The sequence below is a fragment of the Ancylomarina subtilis genome (assembly GCF_004217115.1).
Classification (GTDB): Bacteria; Bacteroidota; Bacteroidia; order Bacteroidales; family Marinifilaceae; genus Ancylomarina; species Ancylomarina subtilis.
Genome location: NZ_SHKN01000001.1, coordinates 918,463 through 932,315, shown reverse-complemented (window position 1 = coordinate 932,315; position 13,853 = coordinate 918,463). Strand labels below are relative to the sequence as shown.

The window sequence follows — 13,853 nt, the reverse complement described above, 5'->3', positions numbered from 1 at the left end:
CAAAGCTCTGCAATTAAAAGATCATTAAAATTAAAGTAGTTTAAGAAATGATTTAGCTCTCATCGAATAAAAAGGAAACAACAAAGCCACCCTTTTCAGGATGGCTTTTAGCATATTCATATCGGTTTAGTTGTAAGTATAAACGTTCATGAAATAGAAATATGCTATTCTAGTTTATATCATTAGCACATTTCTTAACAACGACCTTATTCTTGAAATATTGTCTTTTGAATAGAAGAGATAGATTAACAAGGGCAATCAGTACCGGAACTTCAACCAGTGGACCAATAACTGCAGCAAAAGCAACGCCTGAATCAATCCCAAAGACTGCAATGGCAACTGCGATGGCAAGCTCAAAATTATTGCTCGCCGCAGTGAATGAAAGGGTTGCTGTTTTCTCATAACCCGCATCTATTTTTTTACCCATAAAGAACGAAACCAAAAACATGATCACAAAATAGATCAATAAAGGAATCGCAATTTTCACCACGTCGAAAGGCAGTTGAACGATGTGTTCGCCTTTTAAAGAGAACATCACAAAGATGGTAAACAACAGGGCTACCAAAGTCAGAGGACTGATTTTTGGAATGAATTTCTTCTGATACCATTCTTTACTTTTTCTTTTCAGAAGCAAGTAACGTGTCAACATCCCTGCTAAGAAAGGAATTCCAAGATAGATGAAAACGGATTCAGCAACTTCACTCATGGTAATATTGACTACCGAGCCTTCCAAACCGAAATATTGTGGTAAAAGGGTGATGAAAACGTAGGCATATATCGAGAAGAAGAAGACTTGAAATATGCTGTTGAAAGCAACCAAACCTGCTGCATACTCGGTGTCTCCTTTTGCTAAATCATTCCAAACAATCACCATGGCAATACATCGTGCTAAGCCTATCAGGATTAAGCCCGTCATATATTCGGGGTAATCTCTTAGAAATAAAATAGCCAGACCAAACATTAATGTGGGGCCTAGAATCCAGTTTTGAACCAAGGAGAGTAAGAGGATTTTTCGGTTTTTAAAAACATCCTTTAGTTCTTCATATTTTACTTTTGCCAGGGGAGGATACATCATAATGATCAGTCCGATGGCAATTGGTATATTGGTACTGCCTGATGACATGGAATTCCAGAAATTGGCAATGTTTGGAAAAAGAAATCCTGATCCAACGCCTGCAGCCATGGCTACAAATATCCAGAGGGTTAAATACCGATCCAGAAAAGATAATTTTTTAGTTAAACTTCCCATTTTATTTTTGTGGTTTATTTTGGTTAACAGTTGTCTTTAGTTAGTTATTAAAAATTTCTTTTGACTTTTCGACCTTTAGGCTTTTTGACCCTTAAGAATATAGTCTTCGTTGAATTTGGCAAAATCACGGCGAATTTCATCACGCACCCGTCTGAAAACATTCATGACTTCTTCTTCGTTGCCTTCAGCATAAGCCGGATCGTCAAAGCCAATGTGTAAACGCTTGCCAACCGGGCCAATAAATGCCGGACAAGCCTCTTTAGCGCCACCACAAACCGAGATCAAAAAGTCAACACCTTCTTCAAGGAAAACATCGACCATTTTAGGTCTTAAATCGCTGATGTCGATTCCAATTTCAGCCATCGCCTTCACGGCCAAAGGGTGAACCTCACTGGCAATTTTTGTTCCGGCTGATACAACGGTTAGTTCCGGATTAATATCTCTTAAAATGGCTTCACCCATTTGGCTACGGCACGAATTGCCCGTGCATAAAATAAGGACTTTCATATATTTGTTTTTATTATTTTAGAATTTGACTTTATGACTTTAGTTCTTTCTTTTCTTAAATACCGATTGTTAATGATTCAGCACTTTTCTTTGTTTTTGGGTTGAATGCTGGTGACAAAATCAGAAAAAATCTGATTTAATGCTTCTATTGCGTTATCATCTAGGCAGTATCTCATTTTTAATCCCTCAACTTCACCTTTGATTAAGCCAATCTCCTTCAGTTCTTTTAAATGTTGTGAGACTGTTGTTCGGCTCAGGGGCAAATGATCTGAAATATCACCAGATATACAGGTATTGCATGAGGCTAAGTATTGGAGAATGGCAATACGTGCGGGATGTGACAAAACTTTTGCCCACTTGGCCAAGTCCTGTTGATGTTTATCGAATAGTTCTAATTTTTTCATCGGCTAATGTTTTATGTCGCAAACATACGACATTGTTTTAGAATTCAGTTTAAGGAATTGTTAATTTTTTAGATTGAAGACAAAATTTGCTCGATTTTGCTCGCATATCTGCTGAATGTATTGTCATTTCAAGAAAAGAAAGTATCTTTTGGGACTTAACAAAAAATGATTGCTACACCTATGAAAACGATTCTCTATTTTCTGGCGTTGATGTTGATTTCAACGGCTTCCTTTTCTCAGTATTACAGCACGGGTCAAGAGCCATCAAGCCTGGAATGGAAGCAGATTAATACCAAAGATTTTCGAATCGTATTTCCAATTCAATACGAGTCTAAGGCGCGTTATTTAGCTTCTCTTTTTCAGGATTTGAAAACCAAAGCCGGTAAAGATTTGAAACACATTCCCAAGAAGTTTTCAATTGTACTGCATACGCAATCTGCCACATCAAATGGTTTGGTTGTTTGGGCACCCAAGCGGATGGAACTTTATGCAACAGCCCCTCAGGATGGTGACAGTCAGGATTGGTTGAATCATCTGGCAACACACGAGTATCGTCATATTATTCAGATGGATATATTGGAGCGGGGGTTTACACGTATTCTGAATACCCTATTGGGGCAGCAGGCTACAGCTTTGGTTGTTGGCTTGTATTTGCCAGGCTGGTTTATGGAAGGCGACGCTGTTTGTATGGAAACGGCACTGAGTGAATCGGGGAGAGGACGTCAACCTGAATTTGAACAGGAGTTAAGAGCTCAGTTACTCGAAAAAGGCGCTTATTCTTATGACAAAGCTGTTTTGGGATCTTATAAGGATTTTATCCCAAATCGTTACACCTTGGGTTATTATTTGGTTGGAAAATCGCGAGAGCATTATGGCGATGACTTTTGGAAAAAGACCCTTCGTAAAGTTGGGGAGGAGTCGATGAAGGTGAATTGTTTCTCTACAGGTTTAAAGTTAGGGATGATGCATAAGCGAAATAGCGTGTTTGATGCCTTTAAAGAGAGGCAGGCTGCTTATGCAAATGCTGAATTTGATGTGGAAAACATCGATTGGGATCAAGTGCAAGAACTCAACACGCACAAAGACGGCAAATTGACCCTGTATGCGGACGTCATGTCGGAATTGAAATGGGAGTGGCAAGTTCAGGATAGAAAGCTTATTGCTGCGCCATCAAAATCGATTATTCAGCCCAAGGCTATTTACACCCATTACCGTTTCCCGCACCTAAGTGATGAAGGAGACCTCTTGCTAAGCAAAACAGGATTGGCAGATGCACTGTCCTTTGTTTCAATTGATGCGCAAGGGAAGGAAAAGACGGTTTTTATTCCTGGTTTTGATTACAGAATAGGGTATGATTATAAAAACGGAAAGCTCTTATGGTCGGAATATAAGGCTGATCTGCGTTGGCAACATGCCGATAAAGCCTTAATGGTGAGCTACGATACAAAAACCGGCAAGCGAAAAACATACAAGCAGAAGCACAATTGTTTTGCTCCCGTATTTTCTAAGGATGGGAAACGTATTTTAACCGTTGAAATGCATACTGATGGAACGGGTGCGCTCGTGATTATAGATGAAAACACCAATGAAATTATTCAGAGGATAAAGGCAGGTGTAAATGAATTATTCATGACACCCCAATGGGCTAAAAATGATGAAAGCATTGTTGTGATGATACAGTCCAATGATGAAAAGTGTCTGGTTGAGATTGATCTGAAGTCTGAAAAAAGAAGGCTTTTGTATCGCTCTGGGAAAACAAATATTTCACAGCCTCAGATTAGTGATCAGTATGTGTTTTTCACGTCTTCACACACGGGCATTGATAATATTTTTGCCTATGAATGGGAGAGTGGACAAGTGTCACAGCTGACATCCTCTCGTTTTGGAGCCAGAGACCCCTATTTCGATGCAAGCCACAATACGCTCTACTATTCGGACTATTCGGCCGATGGTTATGAGCCACATGCTGTAGATATTGATAACTGCTTGTGGAAAAAGCAGGAGGGTGAGCTTTATCAGTTCCCATTGGCAGAGCAGTTATCAGATCAGTTGGGTGAGAAGCTTCATCCTGATACTTCTAACTTGGCGCAATGGCATGTTAAGCCTTACAATCGTTTGGCACATAGCTTTAATTTTCATTCCTGGGCACCCGTTTTTATTTCGCCTACTGAAGAAAATATGGATATTGGCATTTCGGCTTCCAGTCAAAATTTATTGAATACGTTATTTACAACGGTGGGATACAAAAAGCAGGAGGGCTACGATAAGGGCCAATTCTATCTGAATTTATCCTATCAGCGTTTCTTTCCCATCTTCAATTCAAAACTGGAATATGGAAAGCCTTCTTTGGCCTATTTGGGACAACGTAAGAATATGAGTACGGGAGAAGACGATACATTACCCCTTGATACGGAGTGGAAGCAACTGGAGTGGGAAAATTCGGTAAGCCTGCCTTTTAATTTATCATCGGGGCGACATGCGACATTTTTAAGACCCAAGTTTTCATATAATATCTATCAGTTTACGGATTATCAAACACAAATCTTGAGTCCTGGATTCAACCCTCAGTCTTATAATTTGAATATTGCAAACAGAACTTTCGAGGAACTGGAATACCAGTTATACTTCAGTCATTCAATCAAGGCTTCGCAGCGCGATTTGCAATCGCCCTGGGCTCAATTTCTACAGGTCGACTATCGCAATAGTCTTTCGAAAGCATCTAATGCGGGGAATGTGTTCTCCGGAATTGGACTCTTTCATTTCCCGGGTTTGGTTAAGCATCACGGTTTAAGTGTTTATGCAGCTTATCAGCATCGTACCACACTCAATACAAGTTTTGGAAATACAATAAAATCACCGCGTGGGGTATCCAATCTTTTGGGTCTGGATTGTTCAATCATGAGCTTGGATTATCGTCTGCCTCTTGCTTATCCGGATTGGAGTTTGGGCGGTTTAGCCTATATCAAACGAATTAAGATGGGAGCTTTTATCGATTATGGAATGGAGCAGGGGCATTATATCAATACTGACAATTTAAGGGTGAATTTTGATAATAAAATCGCTTCTGCCGGACTTGAGTTTACGGCTGATATGCATGTCTTACGTTTACCCATTCCTTTGAATTTGGGATTCCGATTGGGCTATGAGAATGAAACAAATTCGGTATTTGGGAATTTACTTTTGTCGTACAGCTTTGATTTGTAAGGGCGAAAAGATTGAAAAGTTAAAGAGTCCAAAAGTCGAAGGTCTAAAAAAGGTGAAGTAAGAGAAAACAATCCTATAATGATTAATGAAAAAATAAGCCACCTCAACTAAGATTGAGATGGCTAATATTCTGATTGAAATTGTATTATTCGCTACGTGTATAAGTATACCTACTGTTTGGTTGCCAGGTTTTTCCCTGATCGTGAGAGATCTTCTTCGTCAGAATAAAACGCTTATCCGTTCTGTCACCAATTGAGAATTGGGTATAAGTTTCTTCTTTCTCAACTGAATTATCAAAAACAAAATCCTGACCTGAGAAATCCCCCTCGAAAACTTCAAAGGTAGAGGATAAATCGTCGAGGGCAGAAATCCTGTATTTTCCCTTTGCTTCATTATAGGTATAGTTTATGGTCATATTCCTGGGAAGGTCGGGTTCGAGTTTTATCTTTTCCTGAAGGATATTTGTATCTGAAAAGTCAATAACAGAACGGGTCTGCCCCATAGGGCGCCAGGTTCCTCTTCGTGTCAAGGCCTCAATTTTCACATTCCATTTCCCTTGCATGAAGGCCAGTTTTTTTATCTCTTCTCTTTTGGGCATTATCAGCCAGTTTTGATCAAAGCCCGGGTTGATTTCCACCTTTTCAATTTGTAGCACTCGGTCGCGTTGCCAAAAAGTCCGTTCAATAAAGAAGGGCATAACGAGACCATCAACGGTTCTAAAATCATCAAAGAAAGTCTCTGAAGGCATTTCAAATGCAAAGTCGACCCACTTGGATTCGCATTTGTATTCCAGATAGCTGTTGGCATCCAGATACCATTTTTCAATCTTGCCGTTTGAGCGTATGAGCTTCAAAACAAAAACGTCAAGTCCTTCAAGTTTTTCTTTCCCAATGAATTCCACCTGATGCCCTTTTTCTTTGTAATTGAAAAATGGGGTCGTGAATTCCGCTTTCTGAGCAAAAACATTTTCTTCGCCCGAGTTAATGCGTCGGGCATAAGCGATTTCCTGCCAGGGATCTATCGTCCAGCCATTTTTGCCATCGAAAGCCTCAATAACCCGATGTTGTCCCAATTGAAAGTCGGCGTAATACTGACCCGAACGTGTTTTCCAGGCCATATATTCCTTCTCGATACTAAAGGCTGTAAACCGACCAGATATTTTCATTGTTTCAACCTGATTCCATTTTTCGAGTCCGCCGTGTGCCTTTATATGTTTGGCGATGATGGTCTCTACATTTTCAGCTACAAGCAGGCTTGGCAAACAAAGCGAAAGACAGACTAAGACGAGTTGATATATTTTTTTGTTCATTGTTCGAATATTTAAATCGTAATAAATCACTAATCCAATTAATTTAATTTGTAACAAGCCATTTCAGTTTGGTTTCTTACGTAGATTTTACCCTTAACAAATGAGGGGGCTGTCCACGATTTTCCTTCAATGGCCTGAAAGCGTCTTTGCTCGCTGTAGGCTGTTGGGTCGGCTTTAATTTGAATCAACTGCCCCTTGTCTGAAAGCACCAGAAGTTTATCACCAACTAAAATCAGACTCCCTTTTCCAAAACCTCTTTTGGTCCATTTTTTCTCACCTGTTTCAGCAGATATGCATTGTAGGGCCGCCACATTAAAACCATAAAAATAACCCTTGTAATAGATGGTTGAGCTGTAGTCGTTTTTCATGGTAGGTGCTTGCAGGACTTCACTTACCGTATTGTTTTTAACTTCTACAATTTCGAAACCCGAGCTGCGGACAGTAGAAATAAAAATCTTATTCGCATCAACCAATGTGGGCATGGCTGTAGGGGCGTTCATTTTCATGGCGTAAGTCCAAAGGGTTTCGCCCTTGCTGTTGTAAGAGGATAAGGTTTTCTGATTGGCGAAGATGATTTGTGTTTGACCCTCAATTTCAGCCACAAGAGGAGAGCAGTAGGAGGCATTTCCCTTGCCTTTAGCCCAAAGTAATTTGCCTGTGTTCTGATCGAAGGCCACAAAAGCTCTCGATTCGGTGCCACCCGCTTCCATAATCAGGACGTCGTCAACCAGTACAGGAGATGAGGAGAAGCCCCAACGAGGCAGTGTGCTGCCAAACTCTTTCATAAAGTCGACCTGCCACAATTGTTTGCCATCTGTTTTAGCATGTGCGGTTAACTTGCCGTAGCTACTAAAACTGAAAATTGTGTTTTCGCCAATCAGTGGGGTCGATCGGGGACCGTCGCCAAAGCCATCCTTATCGATAAAGATAGAATCGACTTTGTTTCGCCAAATTTCTTTCCCTGTTTGGGCATCGAAGGCTGCCATATATTCCCAGCCGGAAAGACTGTCTGTTTTTTCACTGAGCATGGTATAGAGTTTATCGCCTGAGATGGTTATTTCTGAAAAGGCGCAACCAATTTTTTTCTTCCAGATTAATTCTGGTGTAGGATTGATCATTGGGCTGTCTGCTATAGTTTCCGTTGAGATTCCCGAACGGGAAGGTCCTCTGAATTGGGTCCAGTCTTCACTTTTTTGAGCAAAAGTGATGGGGGACTGCAGCATTAAGACAAATGCCAGCATGGATGAATAGATTGTTCGTTTCTTCATTTTGGGTTTTTCCAGGGTTTAGAAATGTTGTTTTGTTTTCATACCTAAGATAAGCATGTTTACCCGTAAGAAGTTGTGAACAAAATAAGAATTAGATGAAAGGTGATCTTTGCACGATTTCTTTTGAAGGTGAAAGGATAAAGGATAAAAAGTCAAAAGGTCTAAAAAGCTCACAAAGTCATAGAAAATATCCTGATGTCTTCTGATTGTAGTTGAAGTCCCGATTCGTTAGTGCCATCATTTAAATACTCGCATTTCAATTTTGCTCAATGTCCGTATTTTTCCGAAAGCTCCAACAAAAAAAATCTCCCTTTTAGGGGAGATTCCGGCAGGGAGAGGGGTGTTTTTCCATTGTTTGGAAAAGCATCAATCCCAAATCAATATTTTAATCTTTTTTCTTTACACTTTAATCTTGTTTCCTTTAACCTTTATTTGGTTCTTCCTTCTGCCATAGTATCGTATTCCTCGTCGTCGGCTTCCCAAAGCTGAATTTTATTGCCTTCGGGGTCGATGATGTGGGCAAACTTCCCATATTCCAGGCACTCAATTTCGTCTAAAACTTCCACGCCTTCTTTTTGGAGTTCTTCAAGCAACCATTCCAGGTTTTCTACCCGGTAGTTCACCATGAATTCCTTATCCGAAGGTTCAAAGTATTTGGTATTGGCATCAAAAGGACTCCAGACCGAAAACCCCTTTTTATTGGCATCATCCGCCTGGCGCCATTCGAATGATGTGCCATAATCATCGGTATTAAAACCCAAATGTTTGGTATACCAATCTTTCATCGATTTTGGATTTTGGCACTTGAAAAAGATGCCGCCTATTCCTGTTACCCGTTTCATATAATTCGTATTAGATTTCAAACTGAAGATAAAGAATATTAAACAATCCTCACAAATTTGTTTATCGGGAAAGGGGCTTATCCATTTTTTTTTATTTTTGTTCATGAAGATTTAAAGTTATCAGGCTTTAAGCAGATTTGCTTTTTGATATCTACTGAAAGGCTTCAACTATTAACAAACATTTAAACTATAAACATGAAACGTTTTATCAATTCAGAAAAAGCCCCTAAGGCTATTGGTCCTTATTCTCAAGCCGTAGAAGCTAACGGGACTTTATATATTTCAGGTCAGCTACCGGTTGATGTGGCTACAGGAAAATTTGTTGAAGGTGGCGTGAAAGAGCAAACCGAGCAGGTAATGAAAAACATTGGTTACATTCTTGAAGAAGCGGGTTACAGTTATAAGGATGTGGTAAAATCAACTTGTTTGTTGAGCGATATCGCCGGTTTTGCTGAAATGAATGCGGTTTATGGTGAGTATTACACCGAAGATTGTCCGGCTCGTGCAGCTTTTGCCGTTAAAGATTTGCCTTTGGGTGCCTTGGTTGAAATCGAAACCATTGCTGTGAAATAATTTCACTTTCGTGATGATATAATGAAAGGCTGCTAATCCACGATTTGCAGCCTTTTATGTATTTTAAAGGATGATGTGTTTTGAAGTAACAGTCTTATTTCGAAAACATTTTTACCAACCACAAGATTAGGTACAGCCCTATACCAGCTCCAAAAAATAGCACAGACACAACAAAAGCTATTCTGATCAGTTTCACATCCCAACCCAATTTTCCACTTAGCCATTCGGCAACGCCTAAAATCATAATTTTTACTTTTTAGATTTAAATATTGATTTAAAAATACGAAATATTTTCTTGTCTTTTGAAGAGCTCGCTACAGCAAGCTGCATTTGCCCTGTTTTATTTTTCATGAACTGATTAAAATGAGAGTGGGTGGTATAGGGAAGGAACAAAAAATAAGGGACTGTTTATTCTCACTATATATTACTTGCTAAGCGGTTCGTAATCTATGTGTTGACTTCCTTGATTAGCCTTTTTTTCGTAACTTACTAAGAGTCCTCCTTCTCTTATAAAGTGTCGTTTTATACACTGTATTGCAGATTTGTTTTTAAACGTATTAATTAAATGGGTATGTCTGATCTAAAAAAAGGAATTCAAAATCATCTACTTGAATTGCAGTTAGAAATTGATGAAATTTTTGCCAAAGGTCGTGATTCTGTTGTTGCGGAAGTTAGCGTCGGGCAAATATATGGTGGAATGCGTGGATTGGTTGCATTGGCTTGTAACACATCCTATGTTGATCCTTATTCGGGGCTTTATATTGGCGGGTATACCACAGATGAATTTTCGGATAAGTTGCCTGAGGAAATATTTTTTCTCTTGTCTACCGGGAAATTTCCGGATAAGGAATCGTTGGTTAATTTTCAGACTGAGTTGAATAAACGTGCCCAGGTCCCTCAATACGTATGGGATGTTTTGCGTAGTCTGCCCAAAGATACACATCCAATGACCATGCTGAGCCTCGGTATTTTATCCATGGAGAATGAGTCTGTTTTTAAGAAGGCCTATCAAAAAGGTCTGAAAAAAATGGATTATTGGCAATATACCCTGGAGGATGCCATGAATATACTTGCAAAGTTACCCGCACTTGCAGGCGGGATCTATCGAATACGATTTGGCGATGGCCAATTAATTCCACATGATTCCGGTTTAAATTGGTCGGCTAATTTGGCACATATGCTGGGTGTGAACGATGATGAGGGCTTTGCCGATTTAATGCGTCTGTATTTGGTTTTGCATTGCGATCATGAAGGCGGCAATGTCAGCGCATTTACATCAAGGGTGGTCAATTCAGCGCTTTCGGATTTGTATTATGCCGTATCTGCCGGACTCAACGGCTTGGCCGGTCCATTGCATGGATTAGCCAATCAGGAATGTTTACGATTTATTCTCAATATTCATGAAAAACTTGGGGCCGATCCGGATGAGGATGTGTTGAGAACGCATATTTTAGACGTTCTTAATTCAGGTCATGTGATTCCGGGTTACGGGCATGCGGTATTGCGTGTGACCGACCCACGATTTACGGCTTTTATGAATTTTGGTGAGAGCAATTGCGCGAGTAGCCCTTGTTTTAAGATTGCAAAGAAACTCTTCTCAATTGTTCCGGATATTTTAATGCATTATAAGGAAGGTAAAGTGGCAAATCCATGGCCAAATGTTGATGCCATGTCGGGTTCACTTCTGCATTATTACGGGGTGAATGAATTCGATTTTTATACCGTTTTGTTTGGAGTGTCCAGAGTCATGGGATTTTGTGCCCAGAATATCCTTGCACAGGGATTGGGACAGCCAATTATCAGGCCTAAAAGTGTGACCAATAAATGGGTCATTGATAGACTTAATGCGCAAGCTTAAGAGAATGTTACCCAATCAGGATTTCATGCATCCGGATGTGTTTGAATCGAATTTGTAAAAAATGCACTGCATCCTTACCTGATGCTGATGAGATAAAGAAAGGCTGCCAATCGGGGATTGGTAGCCTTTTTATTCCGCTAGCGGGTGCTTGTCTGCTTTTGAGATACCGGATTTATAAATCCGGTATTGTGCTGTTTCTGCCTTAAAAAAGATTACATTGTTTAAGCGATACACACACTGAGTGTCGTTTTATTCCACAAGGATGCAGAAAGCATATGAAGATATTGTCAGCACTTATATCGACAAGCAGGTTGGTGTAAGTCAGCGCTTTTTAAGCGATAGCCTGGCCACAGCACTTAGAGTTAATTTAATCGCCTTAAATTCCGGGAATCAGCTTAAAGAAGCAGGTATAGGGAATAGGGCCAAACGAACCATCGATTTATCGAATCGTGGCGATAAGATTTTTTGGTTAGATCGCAGCCATAAGGATGTGTTTGAGAACCAATTTCTCGACCAAATGGATGAATTTGTAAGCTATCTGAACCGGACCTGCTATACGGGCATTACAGCTTACGAATTTCATTACGCCCTCTACGAAAAGGGAACTTTCTATAAAAGGCACCTCGATCAATTTCAGGATAATAAGAGCCGGGCCTTTACCATGATAATGTATTTAAATGTGGACTGGAAAGAAGAGGATGGAGGCAACCTATGCATCTATCATGAAAACCACAAGCAAATAATCAACCCAAAGAATGGCTCTTGTGTGTTCTTTAAAAGTACCGATCTCGAACACGAAGTTTTAAGCTGCAATCAGCAACGCCTTAGTATTACGGGCTGGTTTAAAACGGGTTAATTGCTTTGCCGATGAGATGAAAATAAAAGGCTGCCAATCGTGAGAGAGGCAGCCTTTATTTTTCATTTCTGCTCCGCAGAGCACGAGCTACAAGCTTGCGTTAGCGGGTGTCCAAATAAATTTTCCTTTTCCTTTAAACATCATCATATGTTTATTAAATATCAAATTGATATTCATAAAAAACCACATCTTCTGTTGGATTGTCTACTGTTGAAGCTATGAATCCAGTCTTTTCCAAGACTTTAATAGACCCAATATTATCAGACTCTACGCCCCCTGAAATTCGTTTAATATCTCCTTCAGCTTTACACCAATTGATTAAACCTTCAATCAATTCTGTTCCCAGTCCTTTACCCCAAACTTTTTCTGATAAGAGATAACCAAAACGCAGATCATCGTATTTTTGTTCCGAATCAGCTTCGTAGAGAAAAATAAAGCCTATTGTTTCATTGGTTTTTAATAGTCGGACAGTTAGAAAATGGCTTTCTTCATCTCTTTCATTTATCCATTCCTGAGCACCAACTATTGTCGAAATATTTTGCCATCCATCGGGTAGCGCTTTAGTAACATTCGGAGTTAATATTTCAATTACTTTTTCTGCAAGGTTTTTCTCAGAATCCGGTTCTTTAAGCTGATTAGTCCAGCTACTCACACTTAGTCGCTGAGTATTAAAACTACATCTTTCTTCTATCGTCTTATTTGTCATCTGATGGGTTTTCCTTTAATGTGCTATAATGGTAAGTTGTATGAGTCGTGGCAAATTGTGCGCTAGTTTCCTGTCCACCGACCAACGGGAGCTCAGCAAAGCTAAACTTTAAGATTTAACACATTGCCTGCCCTTACTGATACAAAATGTTGTAGCTAGTGCTTATTTTTCCTTCATTCTTTTCACCTCTAAATTAAAAAAATCTTCAAGTCTATTGGTACCATATTGCTTTGCAATGTTATCAAAAGCCATTGCTGTCAAGAAAAATTCAATTGGACCATAAGTTTTTGAAGATGTGAAGGTTCTTAATAAGCCAATCGTAAATCGTCTTGTCCAATCAGGAAGATGACTGATTTTTACTGGTTTTTGCCATGCCTTTAATGCCAGCTCAGCCAATTCATTTTGAGTGAATATATCAATGCCACCTACTGTTTCTTCCTCTATACCCGAAATCATTTTATCAATACAAACCTTTGCCAAATCTTTGCCATGAATTGGATTAAGCTTCAGGTTTCCATCTCCAAATAAGTAAACCCGACCAGCTTTTGCCATATTAAGAAAATCTTTCATGTCGGAGAAGAATCCGTTCGGACGTAACACACAGTAATTGATTCCTGAATCTTTCAATTCATCCACAAATCGTTCTTTAGCTTCAAATATTTTTAGATTTCTCAGCTTTTCTCCATTAATTGCGGAAATATATTGGAATGCTTCAACTTTATTTTTCAAAGCATCGTTCAGTAAATTTGAATTCCCCTGATAATCAACATCCATATAAGTCATTCCATCTTTTTGTCGGGTAATGCCAATGGTAGAGAAAACCCAATCAATATTTTTTGTTATTCCTTTTATTGAATTTGGTTCGGTTATCTGACCTATAAAGAAATCGTCAACATCTTGAAATTTACTTTTTTGAGCTTCTTTTCTAATTAAAACTCTCACCCAAAAACCTCTATTTTTGAGTTCTCTTACCAAATACTGACCTAAATATCCGGTTGCTCCTGCCACTAAAACTTTCTTTGAATTCATCTTTTTTATTACAAAGTTAGAGGTTCCAGATCCATATTTTCTTGACTA

At 39.4% G+C, this 13,853-nt stretch carries 13 protein-coding genes; 4 read left to right on the top strand and 9 right to left on the bottom strand.

What is annotated here, in order from left to right; all coding sequences use genetic code 11:
• Positions 1-169 precede the first annotated feature (169 nt).
• From arsB to EV201_RS03880, 3 genes are all read right to left on the bottom strand, one after another.
• Positions 170-1,249, bottom strand: a complete 1,080-nt coding sequence (gene arsB / locus EV201_RS03890; protein WP_130306083.1) for an ACR3 family arsenite efflux transporter — start codon at positions 1,247-1,249, stop codon at positions 170-172.
• A 75-nt stretch (positions 1,250-1,324) separates the two neighbouring features.
• Positions 1,325-1,756: an arsenate reductase ArsC gene (locus tag EV201_RS03885; RefSeq protein ID WP_130306082.1), complete on the bottom strand. Its 432-nt coding sequence runs from the start codon at positions 1,754-1,756 to the stop codon at positions 1,325-1,327.
• A gap of 77 nt (positions 1,757-1,833) precedes the next feature.
• Positions 1,834-2,160, bottom strand: a complete 327-nt coding sequence (locus EV201_RS03880; RefSeq protein ID WP_130306081.1) for an ArsR/SmtB family transcription factor — start codon at positions 2,158-2,160, stop codon at positions 1,834-1,836.
• A 180-nt stretch (positions 2,161-2,340) separates the two neighbouring features.
• Between EV201_RS03880 and EV201_RS03875 the strand changes: the two genes are divergently transcribed.
• Positions 2,341-5,364, top strand: a complete 3,024-nt coding sequence (locus tag EV201_RS03875; RefSeq protein WP_130306080.1) for a hypothetical protein — start codon at positions 2,341-2,343, stop codon at positions 5,362-5,364.
• A gap of 145 nt (positions 5,365-5,509) precedes the next feature.
• Here the strand turns inward: EV201_RS03875 and EV201_RS03870 are convergent, their stop codons facing one another.
• The 3 genes from EV201_RS03870 to EV201_RS03860 all read right to left on the bottom strand — a co-directional run bounded on the left by EV201_RS03870 (position 5,510) and on the right by EV201_RS03860 (position 8,783).
• Complete coding sequence (locus tag EV201_RS03870; RefSeq protein ID WP_130306079.1) at positions 5,510-6,673, bottom strand: hypothetical protein; 1,164 nt, start codon at positions 6,671-6,673, stop codon at positions 5,510-5,512.
• Positions 6,674-6,711: 38 nt separating this feature from the next.
• Entirely contained in the window at positions 6,712-7,941 is a 1,230-nt protein-coding gene (locus EV201_RS03865; protein WP_130306078.1) for a PQQ-binding-like beta-propeller repeat protein, read from the bottom strand.
• A gap of 428 nt (positions 7,942-8,369) precedes the next feature.
• Complete coding sequence (locus EV201_RS03860) at positions 8,370-8,783, bottom strand: VOC family protein (protein WP_130306077.1); 414 nt, start codon at positions 8,781-8,783, stop codon at positions 8,370-8,372.
• 195 nt (positions 8,784-8,978) lie between these two features.
• Between EV201_RS03860 and EV201_RS03855 the strand changes: the two genes are divergently transcribed.
• Positions 8,979-9,356, top strand: coding sequence for a RidA family protein (locus tag EV201_RS03855; protein ID WP_129253924.1), 378 nt, complete (start codon positions 8,979-8,981; stop codon positions 9,354-9,356).
• Between the two features lie 94 nt (positions 9,357-9,450).
• Here EV201_RS03855 and EV201_RS03850 read toward each other — a convergent pair whose 3' ends face one another.
• On the bottom strand, positions 9,451-9,600 hold the full coding sequence (locus EV201_RS03850) for a PspC domain-containing protein (RefSeq protein WP_129253925.1): 150 nt from the start codon (positions 9,598-9,600) through the stop codon (positions 9,451-9,453).
• A 327-nt stretch (positions 9,601-9,927) separates the two neighbouring features.
• Between EV201_RS03850 and EV201_RS03845 the strand changes: the two genes are divergently transcribed.
• Both EV201_RS03845 and EV201_RS03840 read left to right on the top strand, forming a co-directional pair.
• Positions 9,928-11,214 carry a citrate (Si)-synthase gene (locus EV201_RS03845; RefSeq protein WP_165389574.1) on the top strand — a complete coding sequence of 429 codons (1,287 nt, stop codon included), beginning with the start codon at positions 9,928-9,930 and terminating at the stop codon, positions 11,212-11,214.
• Positions 11,215-11,476: 262 nt separating this feature from the next.
• Positions 11,477-12,070 carry a 2OG-Fe(II) oxygenase gene (locus tag EV201_RS03840; RefSeq protein ID WP_130306075.1) on the top strand — a complete coding sequence of 198 codons (594 nt, stop codon included), beginning with the start codon at positions 11,477-11,479 and terminating at the stop codon, positions 12,068-12,070.
• Between the two features lie 154 nt (positions 12,071-12,224).
• On the opposite strand, the gene EV201_RS03835 is transcribed toward EV201_RS03840, so the two are convergent.
• Together EV201_RS03835 and EV201_RS03830 are read right to left on the bottom strand one after the other, a co-directional pair.
• Positions 12,225-12,776 carry a GNAT family N-acetyltransferase gene (locus tag EV201_RS03835; protein WP_130306074.1) on the bottom strand — a complete coding sequence of 184 codons (552 nt, stop codon included), beginning with the start codon at positions 12,774-12,776 and terminating at the stop codon, positions 12,225-12,227.
• A gap of 162 nt (positions 12,777-12,938) precedes the next feature.
• Complete coding sequence (locus EV201_RS03830) at positions 12,939-13,805, bottom strand: SDR family oxidoreductase (protein ID WP_130306073.1); 867 nt, start codon at positions 13,803-13,805, stop codon at positions 12,939-12,941.
• Positions 13,806-13,853: the final 48 nt, after the last annotated feature.